This is a genomic window from Streptomyces sp. NPDC050164 (genome assembly GCF_044459945.1).
In the GTDB taxonomy this organism is placed as follows: Bacteria; Actinomycetota; Actinomycetes; order Streptomycetales; family Streptomycetaceae; genus Streptomyces; species Streptomyces coeruleorubidus_A.
Genome location: NZ_JBITJK010000014.1, coordinates 15,701 through 36,807 on the forward strand (window position 1 = coordinate 15,701; position 21,107 = coordinate 36,807).

Sequence of the window (21,107 nt, forward strand, 5' to 3'; positions counted from 1 at the left end):
CCAGGACAGGACCCCAGCGGGGAGGTGAAGACGCCGGAGTGGTGAAGGCGGCGGGCGGGAGTCCGGCGTCCCCCGCCCGCCGCCGCTCAGTCGCCCTGCGAGACCTTCGCGGGCAGTTCCTTGATCCGGATGTCACGGATGGACACCTGGTCCTCGGCTCCGTGGTTCTGGATGCCGATGTGTCCGTCGACGAGGCTCCGGGCCGGGTCGGTGTTGGTGAAATCGTTGATCTGCACGCCGTTGAGCCAGACGCGGAGGCGTTCGCCCTCCACGCGGATCTCGTACGTGTTCCACTCCCCCGGCGGGTTCAGCGCACGGTCGCGCTTGTCGAGATCGGCGGACTTGAAGCCGTACACCGCGCCGGTGGTGCGGTCGGCGGCGTCGGTCGCGTCGATCTGGATCTCGTAGCCGTTGTTCACCGCCGACCACGGGTCGTCCGAGGGCGGGAAGCCCACGAACACACCGGAGTTGTCGTCACCGGCCATCTTCCAGTCGAGCTTCAGGGAGTACGAGGAGAAGCCCGACGTGGCGTACCAGAGCATGCCCATGCCGCCCGAGGACGTCAGTGTGCCGTCGTCGGAGAGGGTGAAGGAGCCCGGGCCCGCCTGCCGCCAGTCGTCCAGCGAGGCGGGGGTGCCGTCGAAGAGCGACCGGTAGCCGGTCTCCGGGCGGCAGTCGGCCTCGGCGTCGCCGATGGCCCAGCGGATTCCGCCCAGCAGGTGCGTGCGGAAGGCGGGTTCGGCGAAGGACTCCTTGGTGTGGCCGCCGCCGGTGTAGAAGGAGCGGCCGCCCTGGTAGTTCTGGCACCAGGCGATCGGGTGGTCGCCCTGCATGGTGCCGCCGGTGTAGGACGACTCGTCGAGGGCGGCGAGGACGTGGGCCCTCTCCCGCGGGTTGGAGCGGTAGTTGTACCACTCGTCGGTGCGGTTCCACGCCCGTTCCAGTCCGGAGGTCGCCGGGTGGGCGTGGTCCTCGACGTGCACCGTCGCGGGCTGGATCGCCGGGTGCGACTGGAAGTAGGCGCCGGCCAGGCCGCCGTAGAACGCCCAGTCGTACTCGGTGTCCGCGGCGGCGTGGACGCCGACGTAGGCGCCGCCGCCGCGGATGTAGCCCTCGAAGGCGCGCTGCTGCCTGGCGTCCAGGACGTCTCCCGTAGTCGACAGGAACACGACCGCGTCGTAGCGCCGCAGGTTGGACGAGGTGAAGGAGCCCGCGTTCTCGGTCGCGTCGACCGTGAAGCCGCCCTGCTCGCCGAGCTGCCGCACCGCCGTGACGCCCTCGGGGATGGAGTCGTGCCGGAAGCCGGCGGTCTTGGAGAAGACCAGGACCCGCTTGGCCTCGGCGTCGTCCTGGGACGAGGCCGGGCCCGAGACGCACCCCAGGAGCAGGGCCGCGCCCACGACACCCGTCGCGTATCTGCTGGTCGATCGCATGCCGGTCGCCTCCCCTCAGCCCGTCGTGAACGTGAAGTCGTCGACGTCGTACAGGGCGCCGGTGCCGCTCCCCTTGAAGACCAGGAAGAGCGTGGTCGTGCCCCTGGGCGCGCGGGACAGGTTCGCCTGGACGTCCTGGAAGGTCTCCCAGCCGCCGGTCACCGGCACGGTCGCCTTGCCGAGCAGGGTGCCCTTGGCGGAGCCCGCGCGGATCTCCAGGGTGCCGCCGGCGCCGCCGGAGGAGACGCGTGCGGTGATCTCCTTGGCGTTGTGCAGGACGTACGGCGTGAAGGAGATCCAGTCGCCGTTGTCGATGTCGCCGACGGTCCGGCCGCCGTGCGCGGTGTCCTTGGTGACGACCGTGACGCCGGAGGCGTTGCCGTAGTGCTCGGCCTGGCGGTGGCGGGGCTGGGCCACGTTCTGGTCGTGCGTGGTCAGCGCGGCCTGGCCGCCGCCCCCGTTGTCGGTGTACTCGGCGTCGAAGACCCCGAAGATGTCGGCGTTCTCGTCATGGCCGCCGTCGGCGCTGGTCTGGATGGTGCCGGTGCAGCCGTTGGCCGAGGTCAGGGGGTGGCCGTGGGTGTCGTGGCCGAGAATGAAGGTGACCTTGACCTTGGAGCAGTCGATACGGCGGTCCTCCGGGTCGGTGACCTTCACCTTGAACGGGACGGCGTCACCGAAGCTGAACAGCTGCCCGTCTTTCGGCATCTCCAGGACCACGGCCGGCGCGGTGTTGCCGACGACGATCTGCACGCTCGCGTTGCCGGTGCGGCCGGTCGGGTCCTTGACGGTCAGCGTCGCGGTGTAGGTGCCGTTCTTCTTGTAGCGGTGGGTGGGGTTGGCCGCGGTGGACGTGCCGCCGTCGCCGAAGTCCCAGCTGTAGGTGAGGGCGTCGCCGTCCTGGTCGCTGGTGCCCTTGGAGGAGAAGGTGACCCGCAGGGGCGCCTGCCCGGAGGTGCGGCTCGCGGCGGCCTGGGCGACGGGCGAGTGGCCGTCGGTGGCGTTCTCGATGCGGTACAGGGCGGAGTGCTCGTCGCCGCCGAACCAGGACAGGCCGTAGTCGAGGACGTACAGCGCCCCGTCGGGCCCGAAGGCCGAGTCCATCACCTGGGTGCCGGTCCAGGGCACGTCGTTGATCGACTGGACGGTGCCGTCGGCGTCGCTGGTGATGCGCTTGATCCAGCGGCGACCGAACTCTGTGGCGAAGAAGTCGCCGTCGTACGCCTCGGGGAACTTCACCGGCGAGTCGAGCTCCGGGTCGTAGTGGTAGACCGGGCCGCCCATCGGGGACTCGGAGCCGGTGCCGAACTCGGGCAGGGATCCGTCGTCGTACGGGATCCAGGCGGACTGGGCCGGGGGCAGGTCGGTCAGGCCGGTGTTGTTCGGGGAGGTGTTCTTCGGGGCGGAGCAGTCGAAGGCCGCTCCCGACGTGCCCGTCGCGAAGTCGTAGTCCACATAGGCGTCGTTGTCACCGGTGCAGTAGGGCCAGCCGAAGTTGCCGGGGCCGGTGACGCGGGCGAACTCGACCTGGCCGGCCGGGCCGCGCGCGTGGTCGGCGGCGCCGGCGTCGGGGCCGTAGTCACCGACGTAGAGGATGCCGGTCTTCTTGTCGACGCTGAAGCGGAACGGGTTGCGCAAGCCCATCGCGTAGATCTCGGGGCGGGTCTTGTCCGTGCCCGGGGCGAACAGGTTGCCCTCGGGGACGGTGTACGAGCCGTCGGCGTTCACCTTGATGCGCAGGATCTTGCCGCGCAGGTCGTTGGTGTTGCCGGCGGAGCGCTGGGCGTCGAAGGCCGGGTTGCGGTTCGCGCGCTCGTCGATCGGGGTGAAGCCGTCCGACTGGAAGGGGTTGGTGTCGTCACCCGTCGACAGGTACAGGTTGCCCTGCGCGTCGAAGTCGATGTCACCGCCGACGTGGCAGCACAGGCCGCGGGAGGCGGGGACGTCGAGGATCTTCGTCTCACTGGCGGTGTCGAGGGTGCCGTCGGTCTTCAGGACGAACCGGGAGAGCCGGTTGACGCCGTCGAAGGGCGCGAAGTCGGCGGCGGTGCCGGTCTCGGGTGCGTCGCCCTCGGGGGTGTTCAGCGGGGGCGCGTAGTACAGGTAGATGAAACGGTTCTCTATGAAGCCGGGGTCGACGCCGATGCCCTGGAGGCCCTCCTCGTCGTGGGAGTAGACGTCGAGCTTGCCGGCGAGTTTGGTGTTGCCGGCCGCGTCGGTGAGGCGGAGCTCGCCGTCGCGCGAGGTGTGCAGGACCGAGCGGTCCGGGAGGACGGCGAGCGACATGGGCTCGCCGACCTCCGCCTCGCCCTTGGCGAGGGTGACCTGCTGGAAGTCCTCAGCCGTGACGGCCGGCTCGTCCGCGGCGGCCGCGCCGGCCTGCGGTGCGGTCAGGGTGAGGGAGGCGCCCGCCAGCAGCGCGCCACTGAACAGCGCGACCGCTCGGCGCAGGCCTCGTCTGTGAGTCTCGGTTCCGAGAGTTCCGAGAGTTCTCAGAATTCTGCGGGTTCTGCGGGTACTGCGGGTTCTGGCGGTGCTGGCGGTGCGGTGGTTCCCGTGCACGAATGCCTCCAGAAATGGGGCCGGTTGTACGGGCGGGTGCGTACGCCGGGATGCGCCGTCATCCCGGAGAGCTCACGGTGCCTCAGTTGCCGAACGCCGCGTCGAAGGAGGCCGACGGCGGCTCGAAGTCGTAGGCTTTGAGGCGGGTCAGCGCCTCGGGCGCGCCCTCGAGCCGGTCCATGCCGGCGTCCTCCCACTCGACGGAGATCGGGCCCTGGTAGTCGATGGAGCGCAGCATCCGGAAGACGTCCTCCCAGGGGACGTCGCCGTGCCCGGCGGAGACGAAGTCCCAGCCGCGCCGGGGGTCGCCCCAGGGCAGGTGGGAGCCGAGCCGGCCGTTGCGTCCGTCGAGGCGCTTGCGGGCCTCCTTGCAGTCCACGTGGTAGATCCGGTCGCGGAAGTCCCAGAGGAAGCCGACCGGGTCGAGGTCCTGCCACACGAAGTGGCTCGGGTCGAAGTTGAGGCCGAAGGCGGGACGCCGGTCGACGGCGTCGAGAGCCCTCTGAGTGGTCCAGTAGTCGTAGGCGATCTCGCTCGGGTGGACCTCGTGCGCGAACCGCACGCCCTCCGCGTCGAAGACGTCCAGGATCGGGTTCCAGCGGTCGGCGAAGTCCTGGTATCCGCGCTCGATCATCGCGTCGGGGGCGGGCGGGAACATGGCGACCAGGTGCCAGATGGCGGAGCCGGTGAAGCCGATGACGGTGTCGACGCCGAAGGCGGCCGCGGCGCGCGCGGTGTCCTTCATGCGGTCCGCGGCCCGCTGCCGGACCCCCTCCGGTTCTCCGTCGCCCCACACCTCACCCGGCACGATCGCCTGGTGGCGTTCGTCGATGATGGCGTCGCAGACGGCCTGGCCGACCAGGTGGTTGGAGATGGCCCGGCACTTGAGGCCGTACCTGTCGAGCAGCGCCCGGCGGCCGTCGAGATACCCGGGGTCGGAGAGTGCCCTGCCGACTTCGAAGTGGTCGCCCCAGCAGGCGAGTTCGAGCCCGTCGTAGCCGAAGTCGCGGGCGAGCCGGCAGACCTCCTCCAGCGGCAGATCGGCCCACTGACCGGTGAACAGCGTGAACGTACGCGGCATGCGCGTCAGCCTCCTCAGACCGCGATCGGTGTGTAGACGGAGTTCTTCTCGGCGCTCTCCTCCACGGCCGCGAGCACGCGCTGCACCTGGAGCCCGTCGGCGAAGGAGGGTTCGGGGCGGCGGCCCTCGGCGATGGCGTGGACGAGGTCGCGGGCCTGGTGGACGAAGGTGTGCTCGTAGCCGAGGCCGTGGCCCGGCGGCCACCAGGCGTCCAGGTAGGGGTGGTCGGGTTCGGTGACGAGGATGCGGCGGAAGCCCGCCTGAGTCCCGGGTTCGGTGCCGTCGTGGAAGGACAGCTCGTTGAGCCGCTCCAGGTCGAAGGCGAGCGACCCGCGCTCCCCGTTGAGTTCGATGCGCAGGGCGTTCTTGCGGCCGGTGGCGTAGCGGGTGGCCTCGAAGGAGGCGAGGGCGCCGGAGGGGAAGCGGGCGGTGAACAGGGCGGCGTCGTCCACGGTGACCTCCCCCGTGCCGGCGGCCGAGACGGCGGACAGGCCGCTGGTGGCGCCGGTGGGCAGGGGCCGCTGACGTACGAAGGTCTCCGTCAGCGCGGAGACGCCCGCCAGTGGCTCCCCCACGAGGTACTGCGCGAGGTCGATGATGTGCGCGCCCAGGTCGCCGAGGGAGCCCGAGCCGGCCTGCTCCTTGCGCAGCCGCCAGGTCAGCGGGAACTGCGGGTCGACCAGCCAGTCCTGGAGGTACGTCACGCGCACGTGCCGCAGTGCGCCCAGGCGGCCCTCGGCGACCATCCGGCGGGCCAGGGCGGTGGCCGGCACCCGGCGGTAGTTGAAGCCGACCATCGCCAACCGGCCGCGTTGGTAGGCCTCTTCGGCGGCCCGTGCCATCGAGGTGGCTTCCTCGACGGTGTTGGCGAGGGGCTTCTCGCACAGGACGTGCTTGCCGGCCGCGAGGGCGGCGAGGGCGATCTCGGCGTGGCTGTCGCCCGGGGTGCAGATGTCGACGAGGTCGACGTCGTCGCGTTCGACGAGGGCGCGCCAGTCGGTCTCGGTGGACGCCCAGCCGTGGCGGTCGGCCGCCGCCCGTACGGCGGCGGCGTCCCGGCCGCAGATCACGGCCTGCACGGGGTTCAGCGGCAGGTCGAAGACACGGCCCGCGGTGCGCCAGCCCTGGGAGTGGGCGGCGCCCATGAAGGCGTAGCCCACCATCCCCACGCGCAGTGGTGGTTTGCCTGCCTCGGTCCCATCTGACTGCTGCTGCGGCTGTCCCATACGGGTGTCCTCCTCGTCCTGGTCGGGGTGGCGCACGTGGGGGGTGCGGGCGGAACCGGTCACCGGAAGCCGGTGGGCATGTACTGGTCGACGTTGCTCTTGTCGACGACGGCCGAGTAGAGCGTGAGGGACGCCGGGATCTCGAACTCGGCCATGCCGCCGATGCCCTTGCCCTGGCCGAGGGCGCGGGCGAGGTCGATCGCCGAGGCGGCCATGGTCGGCGGGTAGAGGACGGTCGCCTTCAGCACGCCGTCGTCCTGCTTGATGGCCTGGAAGGCGGAGAGCGCGCCGGCGCCGCCGACCATCAGGAAGTCGTCGCGCCCGGCCTGCTCGATGGCGCGCAGCGCGCCCACGCCCTGGTCGTCGTCGTGGTTCCACAGGGCGTCGAACTTGGGCTGCGCCTGGAGCAGTTGGGCCATCTTGGCCTGTCCGGACTCGACCGTGAACTCGGCGGCCTGCCGGGCGACCTTCCTGATGTCGGGGTAGTTCTTCAGGGCGTCGTCGAAGCCCTGGGTGCGCTGCTTGGTCAGCTCCAGGTTGTCCAGGCCGGCCAGTTCGATGACGCGGGCGTTCGCCTTGCCCTTGAGCTTCTCGCCGATGTAGTGCCCGGCGTTGAGGCCCATGCCGTAGTTGTCGCCGCCGATCCAGCAGCGGTAGGCCTGAGGGGTGTTGAAGATCCGGTCGAGGTTCACGACCGGGATGCCCGCGCGCATCGCCTTCAGCCCGACCTGGGTGAGGGCCTTGCCGTCGGCGGGCAGCACCACCAGCACGTCGACCTTCTTGTTGATGAGGGTCTCGATCTGGCCGATCTGCTGGGCGGTGTCGTTGGAGCCCTCGGTGATCTCCAGGGTGACGTCGGAGTACTTCTCGGCCCGCTTCTTGGCGTTGTCGTTGATGGCGTTGAGCCAGCCGTGGTCGGCCTGCGGTCCGGCGAAGCCGATGGTGACCTGCTTGCCGGGCTTGTCGTCGGCGGCCGGCTGGTCGTTCGCGGCCGGCTCGTCCTTGGCGTCGGAGGGCTCGTTGCTCGTGCAGCCCGTGAGGAGGGCACCGGCGGAGACGGCGGCGGCCCCGAAGAGCAGTCCTCTGCGGCTCGTGATCTCGGTCATGGCGGTGAACCCTTTCCTCAGGTCGTGCTCGCGGTACGGCGCTGGACCAGCACGGCGGCGACGATGATCGCGCCCTTGGCGATCTGCTGGACGTCGCTCTGCAGGTTGTTCAGGGCGAAGATGTTGGTGATCGTGGTGAAGATCAGGACGCCGAGCACGGAGCCGGTGATGGTGCCGCGGCCGCCGGTGAGGAGGGTGCCGCCGATGATCGCGGCGGCGATGGCGTCGAGTTCGTAGAGGTTGCCGTTGGTGTTCTGTCCGGAGCCGGACAGGACGATCAGCAGGAAGGCGGCGATGCCGCAGCACAGCCCGGACAGCAGGTAGAGGTAGAGCCGCTGGCGGCGGACGTCGATGCCGGCGAGCCGGGCGGCCTCCGGGTTGCCGCCGACGGCGACCGTGCGGCGGCCGAAGGTCGTGCGGTTGAGCACCAGCCAGCCGATGACGGTCACGACCGCGAAGACGAGGACCAAGGGCGGGATGCCGAGGACGTAGGCGTCGCGTTCGCCCAGGTCGAGGACGGACGGCACCGTGACGATCTGTGTCTTGCCGTCGGTGATCTGCAGGGCGAGGCCGCGGGCGGAGGCCAGCATGGCGAGGGTGGCGATGAACGGCACCATCGCTCCGTAGGCGATGAGCACCCCGTTGACCAGGCCGCAGCCGACGCCGACGACGACCGCCGCGAAGAGGATGCCGGCGAAGCCGTACTCCTGGGTGGCCACGGTGGTCGCCCACACCGAGGCGAGGGCGACGATCGCGCCGACCGACAGGTCGATGCCGCCGGAGACGATGACGAAGGTCATGCCGACGGTGACGACGCCGATCACGGACGCCTGGGTGAGGACGAGTTGCAGGTTGCGGGTGTCGAGGAACTCGTCGGGCTTGGTGATGCCGCCTATGAGGACCAGCACGGCGAGCACGCCGAGCAGGGAGAGGGTGCGGACGTCGGCGCGGGCCATCAGGCCGCGCCAGGCGGGGGGCTGGGCCTGGGGCACCTTGTCGGTGGTGCTGTCCCGCGGCGGGGAGACGGGCTGCGTCATGACGCCGGGCTTCCTTCCATGACCAGGTCGAGTACGCGGTGTTCGTCGAGTTCGCGCGCGGGTGCCGTGTGGACGACACGTCCCTCGCGCAGCACCAGGACGCGGTCGGCGAGGCCGAGCACCTCGGGCACCTCGCTGGAGACCAGCAGCACGGCGAGGCCTTCGTCGGCCAGCCGGCGCACGACCGCGTACAGTTCGGCGCGGGCGCCGACGTCGACGCCGCGGGTGGGTTCGTCGAGCAGCAGCACCTTGCAGCCGCGCAGCAGCCAGCGGGCGAGGACGGCCTTCTGCTGATTGCCGCCGGACAGGGTGCGCACGGGCGCCGACGGGTTGTCGGGCCTGAGCGACAGTTCGCGGGTCGCGGCCCGGGCGGCCCCGAGTTCGGCGCCCCGGTCGATCCAGCCGCCGCGCGAGAAGCGGGACATGGAGGAGACCGACACGTTGCGGGTGACGGACTCCAGCATCAGCAGGGCCTGCGCCTTGCGTTCCTCGGGGGCGAGGCCGAGCCCGGCCCGGACGGCGGACCGGACGCTGCCCGGCTTCAACGGCCGTCCCCCCACCAGCACCTGACCGGACGTCGGTTTCCTGGCGCCGTAGACGGTCTCCAGGATCTCGGAGCGGCCCGAGCCGACGAGTCCGGCGAGGCCGACGATCTCGCCCGGCCGTATCCCCAGGTCGAGAGGCTCGAACTCCCCGGCGCGGGACAGGCCTCGCACGGTGAGCACCGGTTCGCCGGGCGGCGGGGAGACGGGCCGGTCGGGAAAGACGTACTCGACGTTGCGGCCCGTCATCAGGGCGACGACCTCGCGGGTCGGTGTCGTCTTCGCGGGCAGTCCGTTCGCCACGGCCCGCCCGTCCTTGAGCACCGTCACCCGGTCGCCGATGCGCCGGATCTCCTCCAGGCGGTGCGAGATGTAGACGACGGCGACACCGGCGGCGGTGAGGTCGCCGACGATGCGGAAGAGGTTGTCGACCTCGTCCGGGTCGAGGGCGGCGGACGGCTCGTCCATCACGATGAGCCGCACGTCGTGGGAGAGCGCCCGGGCCATGGACACGATCTGCTGCTGCGCCGCGGACAGCTCCCCGACGAGCCGGGCCGGGTCGATCTCCGCATGCCCAAGTCGCTTGAGCAGAGCGGCCGTTGACTCCTTCGCGGCCTTGTGGCGGACGACGAACCCGGAGGTGGTCGGCTCGTGGCCCAGGTGGACGTTCTCGGCGACCGACAGGTGCTCCACCAGGTCGAGTTCCTGGTAGATGGTCGCGATACCGAGGCGCATGGCGGCGATGGGCGAGCGGAGGGTGACCTCCTCGCCGCGCCAGCGGAGGCGGCCGGTGTCGGGCTGGTGGGCACCGGCCAGGACCTTGATGAGGGTCGACTTCCCGGCACCGTTCTGGCCGAGCAGGCAGTGCACCTCACCGGCCAGGACGTCGAGGTCGACGCCGTCGAGGGCCCGGACTCCGGGGAACGACTTGGTGATGCCGGACATGCTGAGCAGCGGTGGTTCTGGTGCCATGCGAATTCCCCTTGGCGGGCGTGCGGGCCGGTTGCAGGGCGCTTGTCGGGCAGGCGTGTTCGAGGCAGGGCAGAGCAGGGAGCTGTGCTGGTGAGCCGTGCGGTCGAAAAGCGTTACGCGGGTGAGAACAGGTGGTCGCTGATGAGCCGGGCCGCGCCGATGACTCCGGCGGCGGGTCCCAATTCGCCCAGGACGATGGGCAGATTGCCGGTCGCGAGAGGCAGCGACTGGCGGTAGACCTGGGTGCGGATCGCGGCGAGCAGGGTGTGGCCGAGGCCGGTCACCCCGCCGCCGATCACCACCAGGCCCGGGTTGAAGAAGCTGACCAGGCCGGCGATGACCTGGCCGGTGCGGTTGCCGCCCTCGCGGATCAGGTCGAGTGCGGTGGCGTCGCCGGCGACGGCCGCGGCGGCGACATCGACGGCGGTGAGGCTGCCGCCTGTCTCCAACCGCGAGGCCAGTTCGGCGGAGAGCCCCTGCTGGGCGGCCTCCGTGGCGTCACGGGCGAGGGCCGCCCCGCTGAAGTGGGCCTCCAGGCAGCCCCGGTTGCCGCAGGCGCAGGGACGGCCGTCGGGCACGGCCTGGATGTGCCCGATGTCGCCGGCGCTGCCCGTCGTACCGCGGTAGACCTCACCGCCGACGACGATGCCGCAGCCGATGCCCGTGCCGATCTTGACGCAGAGGAAGTCGGCGACGGTGCGGGCGACGCCCGCGTGCTGCTCCCCCATCGCCATGAGGTTCACGTCGTTGTCGACCATGACCGGGCAGCCGAGTTCCTGGCTGAGCGCCTCCCGCACGGGGAAGCCGTCCCAGCCCGGCATGATCGGCGGGGCCACCGGGATGCCCTCGGGGAAGCGGACCGGGCCCGGGACGCCGATGCCGGCGCCGTCGAACCCCTCCGCGAGCCCCGAGGCCTTCAACTTGGCGGCCATGGCCAGGACTTGTTCGAAGACCGCGACCGGGCCCTCGCGCACGTCCATGGGGTGGTTGATGTGCCCGAGCGTCTCCAGTTCGGCGTTGGTGACGGCGACGTCGACCGAGGTCGCGCCGATGTCGACGCCGAGGAAGCGCAGCCCGGGGTTGAGCCGGACGTTGTGGGAGCGGCGGCCACCGCGCGAGGCGGCGAGCCCGTCGGCCACGACCAGCCCCGTCTCCAGCAGCCGGTCCACCTCCACGGCGAGCTTGGACCGCGAGAGGTCGACCTGGTCGCCCAGCTGGGCCCGGGAGTTGGGGCCATCGTCGCGCAGCAGCTTGAGCAGTCGGGCCTGGTGGGCGTTGCCGGGTCGTGCGGTCATACGTCTCACGAGCCCCTCCCCGCCTCAATCGGCCTGTGCGCGCCGGTTTTCCGCCACATCGGTGGCTTGCTTTCGGAGGGAACGTAGCAGCGGCTGCCGAAGGTGGGAAGAAGTGGCGCAGTAATTGCCCCCCACTTTTTCCACTCACAGGACAAAGACGCGTGACGTCTGCCTTACCCCGCAGGTAATCGACCGTCAGCGCGGCCTGAGTCAGGCTGGCTTCTGTCCTGGTCGCCCCATCGGGAGGTCCCGCATGACCGACAGCTCTGCCCCCGAAGCACTGCTGAGGGCGGTGCCGTTCGCCGACGAGTTGGGCATCGCCCTGGAGGAGGCCGCTCCCGCCTGGGCCCCGGTGTTGTGCACGGCGGGCGGCGTCCTGCACGGCGGTGCCCTGATGACGCTCGCCGACACGGCCGGCGCGGTCTGCGCGTTCCTCAACCTGCCGCCGGTCGCGAGCACCTCGACGGTCGAGTCGAAGACGAACTTCTTCCGCGCGGTGCGGTCGGGCACCGTCCACGCCGAGGCACGGCCCGTGCACGTGGGACGCTCCTTCATCGCCGTGCGGACGGACCTGCACGACGAGGACGGCACCCTGGTGGGCCAGACCGCGCAGACTCAGGCGGTGCTGACCGACGGCTGAGGCCTACGAACGCGCCCGCGCGTGGTACGAGCGCCTCGTGTGCTCCGTGTGTTCGCGCATCAGGCGCGTGGCCCGCTGTTCGTCGCGGTTGGTGATCGCCGCGATGAGTGCGCGGTGTTCGATCCAGGACTGGTGGCCGCGCTGGCGGGCGACCGGCGTGTAGTACCAGCGGACTCGGCGGTCGACCTGGGCGGCCAGTTCGGCGAGGACGGCGTTGCCGGCGAGCTCCATGATCTTAGCGTGGAAGCGGGCGTTCATGGCGACGGCCCCGTCCACGTCGTCCGCCTCGACGGCCTTCTCGCCCTCCGCGCACAGCGCTTCCAGGGCGGCGATGCCGGCACTGTCCGCGCCCGCCGCGGCGAGCCGGGCCGCCTCGGCCTCCAGGAGCGTACGGACCGTGAGGAGCTGGTCGGCCTCCTCCTCCGTCGGCTCGTGCACGAACGCGCCCTGGGCGGGCCGCAGATCGACCCATCCCTCGGTGTTGAGCCGTTGCAACGCCTCGCGCACCGGCTGCCGGGAGACCCCCAGATGCCCGGCGAGTTCGCTCTCCACGAGGTGCTGGCCGGGCTGGAGGGCACGGGTGGTGATGAGTTCGAGCAGTGCCTCGTAGACGCGATCGCGCAGCGGACCCGGGCGTTCCAGCTTGGGTACCGCCCCCTGGGGCAGGCCTGTCGACAGCATCGCTGTCCCCCTCCTCGGCAGGGCCGTGCACAGCGCGGCGGAAGCCGGTGTCGCCGCAGAGTCAGTATTGATTGTCTTTCGTCTACAGTCTACGGCGCACAAGAGCCAGGACTTCGGGGAGTTGGCCGCGTCACACCACGACGGGGCTCACGGGCAGCGGACGACCTGCCCCGCGTACGACAGGTTCCCGCCGAAGCCGAACAGCAGGACCGGGTCGCCCGTGGCGACCGCACCCCGCTCGACCAGCTTCGACAGGGCGAGCGGGATGCTCGCGGCCGACGTGTTGCCGGACTCCGTGACATCGCGCGCGACGACCGCGTTCACGGCGCCGATCTTCTCCGCGAGGGGTTCGATGATGCGCAGGTTGGCCTGATGCAGTACGACCGCCGCGAGATCCGCCGGCTCCAGCCCGGCCCGCTCGCACGCCCGCCGCGCGATGGGCGGCAGCTGCGTCGTCGCCCAGCGGTAGACGCTCTGCCCCTCCTGCGCGAAACGCGGCGGCGTGCCCTCGATCCGCACAGCGTTCCCCATCTCGGGCACCGAGCCCCACAGCACCGGCCCGATGCCGGGCTCGTCGGCGGCCTCCACGACGGCGGCCCCGGCCCCGTCGCCGACGAGCACGCACGTCGTGCGGTCGCTCCAGTCCGTCACGTCGGACATCTTGTCGGCCCCGATGACCAGGGCCCGGCTCGCGCCCCCCGCGCGGACGGCGTGGTCGGCGGTGGCCAGGGCGTGGGTGAAGCCGGCGCACACCACGTTGAGGTCCATCGTGGCGGCCCGCGGAACGCCGAGGCGGGAGGCGACCCGGGCGGCCGTGTTGGGCGAGCGGTCGACGGCCGTGGACGTGGCGACCAGCACCAGGTCGATGTCGGCGGGGGTCAGCCCGGCCGCCGCGAGGGCCTTGGCGGCGGCGTGGGCGGCCAGCTCGTCGACGGGTTCGTCGGGGCCGGCGATGTGGCGCGTAGTGATGCCCACCCGGCTCCTGATCCACTCGTCACTGGTGTCGACCATGCCCGCCAGGTCCTCGTTGGTGAGCACCTTGGCGGGCTGGTAATGACCGACGGCGGCGATGCGCGAGCCGTTCATGTGGGCGGTCCCCCTCGTTGGAACTTGGGTAGCGGGACCCACCAGTGTGATCAGTGACTCGCGGGTACGACGGCAGGCAAGACGACAGGAAACAGGTGCCCGCGTTGTCAGCTTCGGTCAGGACCCCGACAACCGGGCACCTGTCGAACGCCTGGGCCCCGCGTCTGCTCTGTGATCCACACCACAGTCTCTAGCCGGTGAACAGCTGCGTCGCCTTCCGGACCAGCTCGTACAGCCCGTAGGCGAGCGGTACGCCCACCCACACCCAGGCGAAGGTGATCAGCCACCGCCGGTCCGGGCTAGGCGGACTCTGACTGCTGTCGCCGGACATGGGCGGCCTCCCTCGGTGCCGGGATGTGATGACGCGGGTGGACGGGCCGGACGAGTTCGTTGGCGACGAAGCCGACGACGAGCAGCCCGATCATGATGGCGAACGACAGCCCGTACAGGGACGCGCCGTGCCGGCCCGCCTCCTCCTGCCGGTCGGCGATCCAGTTCACGATGAGCGGCCCGAGCACGCCGGCCAGCGACCAGGCGGTGAGCAGCCGCCCGTGGATGGCGCCGACCTGGTAGGTGCCGAACAGGTCCTTCAGATACGCCGGAATCGTCGCGAAGCCGCCGCCGTAGAAGGACAGGATGACCAGCGCGCCCAGGACGAACAGCGGCTTGGAGGAGTCGCCGAACAGGGCGATGAGCGCGTACATCAGCGCGCCGACGCCCAGGTAGACGCGGTAGATGTTCTTGCGGCCGATCAGGTCGGACGTCGACGACCAGCCGATGCGGCCCGCCATGTTCGCCGCCGACAGCAGCGCGACGAAGCCGGCGGCGGCCGTCACCGACACGGGCGTGGAAGTGTCCGCGAAGAAGTCCTTGATCATCGGGGCGGCCTTCTCCAGGATGCCGATGCCCGCGGTGACGTTCATGCAGAGCACGATCCACAGGCACCAGAACTGCGGGGTGCGGATGGCCTGGTTCGCGGAGACCTGCGGGCCGGTGGGGGCCGGCCGCTCAGTTCCCGGCGCCTGTGGGGCACTGCTCGGAACCCGGACCAAGAGCACACCCAGCAGCATGAAGACGGCGTACGACAGGCCGTGCACCAGGAAGGCGAGTGCGATGCCGGAGCTGTCACTGCCGAAGGACTCCAGCATCTGCGCGGACCACGGCGAGGCGATGAGCGCGCCCCCGCCGAAGCCCATGATGGCGATGCCGGTGGCCATGCCGGGCCGGTCCGGGAACCACTTGATGAGGGTGGAGACGGGTGAGATGTAGCCGATGCCGAGGCCGATGCCACCCACGAAGCCGTAGCCGAGGACGATCAGCCAGTACTGCTCCACGGCCGCGCCCAGCGCGGAGAGCAGGAAGCCGGACGAGAAGCAGACCAGGGCGACGGTCATCGCCCAGCGCGGGCCGTTGCGCTCCACGAGCGTGCCGCCGAACGCGGCGGACAGGCCCAGCATGACGATGCCCAGCTGGAAGGGCAGCGCGCTCTGCGTGCCGCTGAGACCGAGCGCGGACTCCAGGGGCGGCTTGAACACGCTCCAGGCGTAGGCCTGGCCGATGGAGAGATGTACGGAGAGAGCGGCGGGCGGGACGAGCCAGCGGCTCCAGCCCGGGGGCGCGACTGGGGGACTCATGAACCCGGAACGGTAGGCAGTCGCAGGGGAGTTGAGAAGGCGGCGCGTCGACCGCATGCGGTGAGCGGTATCCAGCATGCGCCGAACGGTCATCGCACGGACCCTTGCTGACCCAACGTCCATACTGTAGACAATATTTCATCGACACAAGTCGGACGGCCCTCACTCGACTGATGGCACTCACTCACCCGACGGCAGTCACCTCCGCGGTATCCCTCAAACCGAACGGAGTGTTCCCGTGAAAGTCGCAGTTCTCGGCGCCGGTGCCATCGGCGCCTACGTCGGCGCCGCGCTCCACCGCGCGGGCGCCGATGTACATCTCATCGCCCGTGGACCGCATCTGGCGGCCATGAGGCAGCACGGAGTCCGGGTGCGCAGCCCGCGCGGCGACTTCACCGCGCACCCCCACGCGACCGACGACCCGGCCGAGGTCGGCCCGGTCGAATTCGTCTTCCTGGGCCTGAAGGCCAACGCGTACGCGGCGTGCGGGCCGCTGATCGCGCCGTTGCTGAGCGACACCACGGCGGTCGTGGCCGCCCAGAACGGCATCCCCTGGTGGTACTTCCACCGGCACGGCGGCCCCTACGACGGCCACCGCGTCGAGAGCGTGGACCCGGACGGCGCGGTCAGTGCGGTGCTCGCGCCCGAACGGGCCGTCGGGTGTGTCGTCTACGCGGCGACCGAGCTCGAAGGGCCGGGCGTGATACGGCACTTGGAAGGAACCCGGTTCTCCATCGGCGAGCCCGACCGCAGTGTCTCGGCGCGCTGTCTGGCCTTCAGCGAGGCGATGCAGGCGGGCGGCCTGAAATGCCCGGTCGAACCGGACCTCCGGGGCGACATCTGGCTCAAGCTGCTCGGCAACATCTCCTTCAACCCGATCAGCGCGCTGGCCCGCGCGACCATGCGGCAGATGTGCCTGCACGGCGGCACCCGCAGGGTCATCGAAATCATGATGACCGAGACGCACGCGGTCGCGAACGCCCTCGGCTGCGACGTCGGCGTCTCCATCGAGCGCCGGCTCGCGGGCGCCGAGCGGGTCGGCGACCACCGGACCTCCACGCTCCAGGACCTGGAGCGCGGCAAGCCGCTCGAACTCGACGTACTCCTCGCGGCGGTCGTCGAGTTGGCGGACATCACCGGCGTGGAGGTGCCCACCCTGCGCACCGTGCACGCCATCTCGGACCTGCTCGCGCTGAGGAGCGCCGCATGAGGAAACGCGAACCGAAGACCTACACCAGGCTGACGCACCCCCTCGTGCGGGACTCCCGCGACGAGCCCTTCCGGCAGGCGAGCTGGGAGGAGGCCCTGGACCGGGCGGCCCGGGGTCTGGCACGCAACCGCGGCGCGTTCGGCATGTTCTCCTGCGCCCGGGCGACGAACGAGATGAACTACGTCGCCCAGAAGTTCGCCCGGGTCGTCATGGGCACCAACAACGTCGACTCCTGCAACCGCACGTGCCACGCCCCCAGCGTGGCGGGCCTGTCGGCGGCGTTCGGCTCGGGCGGCGGGACGTCGTCGTACGAGGAGATCGAGCACACCGACGTCATCGTGATGTGGGGCTCCAACGCCCGTTTCGCGCACCCGATCTTCTTCCAGCACGTGCTGAGGGGGATCAGGAACGGCACCCGGATGTACGCGGTCGATCCGCGCCGGACGTCGACCGCCGAGTGGGCGGAGAGCTGGCTCGGCCTGAACGTCGGCACGGACATCCCGATGGCGCACGCGATCGGCCGCGAGATCATCCACGCGGGCCTCGCCAATGAGGCGTTCATCGAGCGGGCGACCACCGGCTTCGAGGAGTACAGGGCACTGGTCGAGCCGTGGACGCTGTCGCTCGCCGAGAAGGTGACGGGCGTACCGGCCGCCGCCATCCGCGAGTTGGCGCACGCCTACGCCCGTGCCGAGCGCGCCCAGCTGTGCTGGACCCTCGGCATCACCGAGCACCACAACGGCACCGACAACGTCCGCGCCCTGATCAACCTGTCCCTGCTCACCGGGCACGTCGGCCGCTACGGCGCCGGCCTGCAACCGTTGCGCGGGCAGAACAACGTGCAGGGCGGCGGCGACATGGGCGCGATCCCCAACCGCCTGCCCGGCTTCCAGGACCTCCTCGACCCGGACGTACGGCTGAAGTTCGAGTCGGCCTGGGACACCGTCATCCAGCCGCACTACGGCCTGAACCTCACGGAGATGTTCGAGGCGATGGAGGACGGCACGCTCAAGGCCGTCTACTGCGTGGGCGAGAACCCGGCCCAGTCGGAGGCGGACAGCGAGCAGGCCGTACGGCGTCTGAAAGCCCTCGACTTCCTCGTCGTGCAGGACATCCTCCTCACGAAGACGGCCGAGCTCGCGGACGTCGTCCTGCCGGCCACGGCCGGCTGGGCGGAGACCGACGGCACGACCACCAACAGCGAGCGGCGCGTGCAGCGCGTCCGCAAGGCCGTCACCCCGCCCGGCGAGGCCCGCGAGGACATCGACATCATCTGCGACCTCGCGGCCCGCCTCGGCCACGACTGGAAGTACGCCGACGCCGAGACCGTGTGGAACGAGCTCAGGTCGGTCTCGCCCGACCACTACGGCATGACGTACGAGCGCCTGGAGGAGCACCAGGGCATCCAGTGGCCGTGCCCCAGTACCGAGAGTCTCGAACCGACCTATCTGCACGGCCGGTTGTGGGAGCCGGACCGCGCCGAACGCGGCCGGCTCGCGCCCTTCGGGATCGTGCAGCACGACCCGCCCGTGGACCTCACCGACGAGGAGTACCCGGTCCGGCTCACCACCGGGCGGCGGCTCGACTCGTACAACACCGGTGTGCAGAGCGGCAGTTACGCCTCGCCGCTGCGGCGCGGCGAGTACATCGAGCTGAGCCCGGAGGACGCCGAGCGCTACGGGGTCGTGGTCGGCGAGCAGGTCCAGGTCACCTCGCGGCGCGGGTCGGTGACCGCGCCCGTGTGGGTGGACACCGCGCTGCGGCCCGGGCTCGCCTTCATGACCATGCACTTCCCGGACGAGGTGGACACCAACGCGCTGACGATCGAGGCGAACTGCCCGATCGCGGGGACGGCGGAGTTCAAGGCGTCGGCGATCCGGATCGAGAAGCTGCCCGTCGCGACCATCGTGAGGTGACCTAAGTGGACCTGCACTTCGGCGACAGCAAGCCGACGGACGACGAACGGGCGGCCGTCGACGCCCTGCTCGGGCCCCCGGAATCCTCCTGGGAGGGAGCCGACCGCTCCGATGCCGATCTGAGGTGGGCCCGTGGCGGGCGGGAGGCCCGGGATCGCCGCGACCTGCTGTTGCCGGGGCTGCACGCGATCAACGACCGGGTCGGCTGGATCAGCGAGGGCGCCCTCGACTACCTGTGCCGGCGGCTGACGGTGCCGCCGGCGGAGGCGTACGGGGTGGCCACCTTCTACGCCATGTTCTCGGTCAAGCCACGTCCGGCGACCGTGCTCCACGTGTGCACGGACCTGGCGTGCGCGGCGGCCGGGGCGCCGGAGCTGTGCGCGGGGATCGAGGCCCGGCTCGGTCTCGGCAGCGGTGTCGCGGTGGAGCGCAGCCCTTGTCTGGGCCTGTGCGAGCGGGCCCCGGCCGCGCTCGCGATCAGGGCCGGGGATCCCGTGCGGACCGCGGTGTCGGCACCGGCGACCGTCGAGAAAGCCGTCCTCGCCGCGAGCGCCCCCGATTCGGCGCCGGAAGAGCCCCCGGCCGCGCTCGCGGTGCCCCAGGCCGGGCAGGGCGGCCTGATGCTGCTGCACCGCGTCGGCGTGGTCGACCCGGCGTCCCTCGACGACTACCGCGCCCACGGCGGCTACACGGCCCTGCGCCGGGCCTTCGAGCTGGGCCCCGCCGGGGTCATCCGCGAGGTCACCGACTCGGGACTGGTCGGGCGCGGCGGCGCCGCGTTCCCGACCGGCCGCAAGTGGCAGGCCACGGCGTCCCAGCCGGACCATCCGCACTACCTCGTCTGCAACGCCGACGAGTCGGAGCCGGGCACGTTCAAGGACCGCGTGCTCATGGAGGGTGACCCGTACGCGCTGGTCGAGGCGATGACGATCGCCGGGTACGCGACGGGCGCCCACAAGGGCTACCTCTATCTGCGCGGCGAGTACCCGCGCGCGCTGCACCTCCTCGAGCACGCGATCGCGCAGGCACGCGCGCGCGGACTGCTCGGTGACGACGTCCTCGGTCAAGGCTACGCCTTCGACATCGAGATCCGGCGCGGCGCGGGCGCCTACATCTGCGGTGAGGAGACGGCCCTGTTCAACTCCATCGAGGGCTACCGGGGCGAGCCCCGCTCGAAGCCGCCGTTCCCGGTGGAGAAGGGCCTGTTCGGCAAACCGACGGTCGAGAACAACGTGGAGACGCTGGTCAACGTCCTGCCGATCCTCACCATGGGCGCCCCGGCCTACGCGACGATCGGCACGCAGCGGTCCACCGGGCCGAAGCTGTTCTGCGTGTCCGGGACCGTGGAGCGGCCGGGTGTCTACGAGGTGCCGTTCGGCGCGACGCTGGGCGACCTGCTCGCGCTCGCCGGGGTGCGTGACGGGCTGCGGGCGGTGCTGCTCGGGGGCGCGGCCGGCGGTTTCGTGCGGGCCGACGAGCTCGACATCCCCCTCACCTTCGAAGGGACACGGGAGGCGGGCACGACGCTCGGCTCGGGGGTCGTCATGGCCTTCGACGACAGCGTGCCCCTCCCCCGGCTGCTGCTGCGCATCGCGGAGTTCTTCCGCGACGAGTCGTGCGGGCAGTGCGTGCCGTGCCGGGTCGGGACCGTCCGGCAGGAGGAGGCGCTGCACCGGATCGCGGAGCGCACCGGCGCCGACGCCGCCGGAGACATCGCTCTGCTGAGGGAGGTCGGACGCGCGATGCGCGACGCCTCGATCTGCGGTCTGGGGCAGACCGCGTGGAACGCCGTGGAATCCGCCATCGACCGTCTGGGGGCGTACGAATGACCGTCACACCGCTGGGGATCCCGCGCCGCCTGCTGGAGTTCACGATCGACGGGGAGGAGGCCCGGGTCCCCGAGGGCTCGACGATCCTCGATGCCTGCCGGGCGGCCGGGAAGGACATCCCGATCCTGTGCGAGGGCGACACCCTCCGGCCGAAGAACGCCTGCCGGGTCTGTGTCGTCGAGGTCGAGGGGGCCCGCACCCTCGTCCCGGCCTGCTCCCGCAAGGCCGAGCCGGGCATGAAGGTGCGCACCGACACCGAGCGGGCCCGGCACAGCCGGAAGATCGTCCTCGAACTGCTCGCGTCCTCGGTCGACCTGTCGACGACACCGCGGGTCGCCGAGTGGCTCAAGGAGTACGAGGCGAAGCCCGACCGCTTCGGCCCGGACGCGGCCCGGCTCAACGAGGAACCGAAGGTCGACAACGATCTGTACGTGCGCGATTACGACAAGTGCATCCTCTGCTACAAGTGCGTGGACGCCTGCGGCGACCAGTGGCAGAACACCTTCGCGATCTCGGTCGCCGGGCGCGGTTTCGACGCCCGGATCGCCGTGGAGCACGACGCCCCGCTGACCGACTCGGCGTGCGTGTACTGCGGGAACTGCATCGAGGTGTGCCCGACGGGCGCGCTGTCCTTCAAGTCCGAGTTCGACATGCGCGCGGCGGGTGCGTGGGACGAGTCGCAGCAGACGGAGACGACCACGGTGTGCGCGTACTGCGGAGTGGGCTGCAACCTGACGCTGCACGTGCAGGACAATGAGATCGTGAAGGTCACCTCGCCGCACGACAACCCGGTGACCCACGGCAATCTCTGCATCAAGGGCCGCTTCGGCTACCAGCACGTACAGAACCGGGGCTGA

The 21,107-nt window shown here is 70.9% G+C and carries 17 protein-coding genes; 5 read left to right on the forward strand and 12 right to left on the reverse strand.

The genetic code is table 11. The features are described 5' to 3' along the window. Nucleotides 1-86: 86 nt before the first annotated feature. The 8 genes from ACIBNA_RS20060 to ACIBNA_RS20095 all read right to left on the reverse strand — a co-directional run bounded on the left by ACIBNA_RS20060 (nt 87) and on the right by ACIBNA_RS20095 (nt 11,254). A complete protein-coding gene (locus ACIBNA_RS20060) occupies nt 87-1,433 on the reverse strand; it encodes a ThuA domain-containing protein (RefSeq protein ID WP_399166509.1) in 1,347 nt (448 codons plus the stop codon). Between the two features lie 15 nt (nt 1,434-1,448). Further along, nucleotides 1,449-3,995 carry a PQQ-dependent sugar dehydrogenase gene (locus tag ACIBNA_RS20065; protein ID WP_399166510.1) on the reverse strand — a complete coding sequence of 849 codons (2,547 nt, stop codon included), beginning with the start codon at nt 3,993-3,995 and terminating at the stop codon, nt 1,449-1,451. Nucleotides 3,996-4,077: 82 nt separating this feature from the next. After that, nucleotides 4,078-5,076, reverse strand: coding sequence for a sugar phosphate isomerase/epimerase family protein (locus tag ACIBNA_RS20070; protein WP_399166511.1), 999 nt, complete (start codon nt 5,074-5,076; stop codon nt 4,078-4,080). A gap of 14 nt (nt 5,077-5,090) precedes the next feature. Continuing rightward, the gene (locus ACIBNA_RS20075) at nt 5,091-6,302 is read right to left on the reverse strand and encodes a Gfo/Idh/MocA family protein (protein WP_399166633.1); all 1,212 of its coding nucleotides are present in this window, start codon (nt 6,300-6,302) and stop codon (nt 5,091-5,093) included. 59 nt (nt 6,303-6,361) lie between these two features. After that, nucleotides 6,362-7,408 (reverse strand): substrate-binding domain-containing protein, encoded by a 1,047-nt coding sequence (locus ACIBNA_RS20080; RefSeq protein ID WP_399166512.1) that lies wholly within the window; start codon nt 7,406-7,408, stop codon nt 6,362-6,364. A gap of 17 nt (nt 7,409-7,425) precedes the next feature. Continuing rightward, on the reverse strand, nt 7,426-8,445 hold the full coding sequence (locus ACIBNA_RS20085) for an ABC transporter permease (protein ID WP_399166513.1): 1,020 nt from the start codon (nt 8,443-8,445) through the stop codon (nt 7,426-7,428). Then, on the reverse strand, nt 8,442-9,959 hold the full coding sequence (locus ACIBNA_RS20090) for a sugar ABC transporter ATP-binding protein (RefSeq protein ID WP_399166514.1): 1,518 nt from the start codon (nt 9,957-9,959) through the stop codon (nt 8,442-8,444). The genes ACIBNA_RS20085 and ACIBNA_RS20090 overlap by 4 nt, the downstream gene beginning before the upstream one ends. 113 nt (nt 9,960-10,072) lie before the next feature. Then, nucleotides 10,073-11,254, reverse strand: coding sequence for an ROK family transcriptional regulator (locus ACIBNA_RS20095; RefSeq protein WP_399166515.1), 1,182 nt, complete (start codon nt 11,252-11,254; stop codon nt 10,073-10,075). Between the two features lie 253 nt (nt 11,255-11,507). Here ACIBNA_RS20095 and ACIBNA_RS20100 point away from each other — a divergent pair, with 253 nt between their 5' ends. Beyond that, nucleotides 11,508-11,894, forward strand: coding sequence for a PaaI family thioesterase (locus ACIBNA_RS20100; protein ID WP_399166516.1), 387 nt, complete (start codon nt 11,508-11,510; stop codon nt 11,892-11,894). Between the two features lie 3 nt (nt 11,895-11,897). Here the strand turns inward: ACIBNA_RS20100 and ACIBNA_RS20105 are convergent, their stop codons facing one another. The 4 genes from ACIBNA_RS20105 to ACIBNA_RS20120 all read right to left on the reverse strand — a co-directional run bounded on the left by ACIBNA_RS20105 (nt 11,898) and on the right by ACIBNA_RS20120 (nt 15,295). Next, nucleotides 11,898-12,575 carry a GntR family transcriptional regulator gene (locus tag ACIBNA_RS20105; RefSeq protein ID WP_399166517.1) on the reverse strand — a complete coding sequence of 226 codons (678 nt, stop codon included), beginning with the start codon at nt 12,573-12,575 and terminating at the stop codon, nt 11,898-11,900. A gap of 147 nt (nt 12,576-12,722) precedes the next feature. Beyond that, nucleotides 12,723-13,661, reverse strand: coding sequence for a beta-ketoacyl-ACP synthase III (locus tag ACIBNA_RS20110; protein ID WP_399166518.1), 939 nt, complete (start codon nt 13,659-13,661; stop codon nt 12,723-12,725). A 190-nt stretch (nt 13,662-13,851) separates the two neighbouring features. Beyond that, nucleotides 13,852-13,992 carry a hypothetical protein gene (locus ACIBNA_RS20115; protein ID WP_274820947.1) on the reverse strand — a complete coding sequence of 47 codons (141 nt, stop codon included), beginning with the start codon at nt 13,990-13,992 and terminating at the stop codon, nt 13,852-13,854. Then, nucleotides 13,961-15,295 carry an OFA family MFS transporter gene (locus tag ACIBNA_RS20120; protein ID WP_399166519.1) on the reverse strand — a complete coding sequence of 445 codons (1,335 nt, stop codon included), beginning with the start codon at nt 15,293-15,295 and terminating at the stop codon, nt 13,961-13,963. Before ACIBNA_RS20120 ends, ACIBNA_RS20115 begins: the two co-directional genes overlap by 32 nt. A 238-nt stretch (nt 15,296-15,533) precedes the next feature. On the opposite strand from ACIBNA_RS20120, the gene ACIBNA_RS20125 reads away from it, so the two are divergent. Genes ACIBNA_RS20125 through ACIBNA_RS20140 form a run of 4 tightly spaced genes read left to right on the forward strand, consistent with a single transcriptional unit; the run spans nt 15,534 to nt 21,107 of the window. Beyond that, nucleotides 15,534-16,505, forward strand: a complete 972-nt coding sequence (locus ACIBNA_RS20125) for a 2-dehydropantoate 2-reductase (RefSeq protein ID WP_399166520.1) — start codon at nt 15,534-15,536, stop codon at nt 16,503-16,505. Beyond that, nucleotides 16,502-18,421 (forward strand): molybdopterin oxidoreductase family protein, encoded by a 1,920-nt coding sequence (locus ACIBNA_RS20130; protein WP_399166521.1) that lies wholly within the window; start codon nt 16,502-16,504, stop codon nt 18,419-18,421. Before ACIBNA_RS20125 ends, ACIBNA_RS20130 begins: the two co-directional genes overlap by 4 nt. 5 nt (nt 18,422-18,426) lie before the next feature. Further along, complete coding sequence (locus ACIBNA_RS20135; RefSeq protein WP_399166522.1) at nt 18,427-20,250, forward strand: NAD(P)H-dependent oxidoreductase subunit E; 1,824 nt, start codon at nt 18,427-18,429, stop codon at nt 20,248-20,250. Further along, entirely contained in the window at nt 20,247-21,107 is an 861-nt protein-coding gene (locus ACIBNA_RS20140; RefSeq protein ID WP_399166523.1) for a 2Fe-2S iron-sulfur cluster-binding protein, read from the forward strand. Before ACIBNA_RS20135 ends, ACIBNA_RS20140 begins: the two co-directional genes overlap by 4 nt.

What these genes read in the sequence shown, in the direction of transcription:
- ACIBNA_RS20105 (WP_399166517.1), bottom strand. Translation starts at nt 12,575, where the DNA reads ATGCTGTCGACAGGCCTGCCCCAGGGGGCGGTACCCAAGCTGGAACGC.
- ACIBNA_RS20110 (WP_399166518.1), bottom strand. Translation starts at nt 13,661, where the DNA reads ATGAACGGCTCGCGCATCGCCGCCGTCGGTCATTACCAGCCCGCCAAG.
- ACIBNA_RS20070 (WP_399166511.1), bottom strand. Translation starts at nt 5,076, where the DNA reads ATGCCGCGTACGTTCACGCTGTTCACCGGTCAGTGGGCCGATCTGCCG.
- ACIBNA_RS20120 (WP_399166519.1), bottom strand. Translation starts at nt 15,295, where the DNA reads ATGAGTCCCCCAGTCGCGCCCCCGGGCTGGAGCCGCTGGCTCGTCCCG.
- ACIBNA_RS20080 (WP_399166512.1), bottom strand. Translation starts at nt 7,408, where the DNA reads ATGACCGAGATCACGAGCCGCAGAGGACTGCTCTTCGGGGCCGCCGCC.
- ACIBNA_RS20100 (WP_399166516.1), top strand. Translation starts at nt 11,508, where the DNA reads ATGACCGACAGCTCTGCCCCCGAAGCACTGCTGAGGGCGGTGCCGTTC.
- ACIBNA_RS20130 (WP_399166521.1), top strand. Translation starts at nt 16,502, where the DNA reads ATGAGGAAACGCGAACCGAAGACCTACACCAGGCTGACGCACCCCCTC.
- ACIBNA_RS20075 (WP_399166633.1), bottom strand. Translation starts at nt 6,302, where the DNA reads ATGGGACAGCCGCAGCAGCAGTCAGATGGGACCGAGGCAGGCAAACCA.
- ACIBNA_RS20095 (WP_399166515.1), bottom strand. Translation starts at nt 11,254, where the DNA reads ATGACCGCACGACCCGGCAACGCCCACCAGGCCCGACTGCTCAAGCTG.
- ACIBNA_RS20085 (WP_399166513.1), bottom strand. Translation starts at nt 8,445, where the DNA reads ATGACGCAGCCCGTCTCCCCGCCGCGGGACAGCACCACCGACAAGGTG.
- ACIBNA_RS20140 (WP_399166523.1), top strand. Translation starts at nt 20,247, where the DNA reads ATGACCGTCACACCGCTGGGGATCCCGCGCCGCCTGCTGGAGTTCACG.
- ACIBNA_RS20115 (WP_274820947.1), bottom strand. Translation starts at nt 13,992, where the DNA reads ATGTCCGGCGACAGCAGTCAGAGTCCGCCTAGCCCGGACCGGCGGTGG.
- ACIBNA_RS20090 (WP_399166514.1), bottom strand. Translation starts at nt 9,959, where the DNA reads ATGGCACCAGAACCACCGCTGCTCAGCATGTCCGGCATCACCAAGTCG.
- ACIBNA_RS20060 (WP_399166509.1), bottom strand. Translation starts at nt 1,433, where the DNA reads ATGCGATCGACCAGCAGATACGCGACGGGTGTCGTGGGCGCGGCCCTG.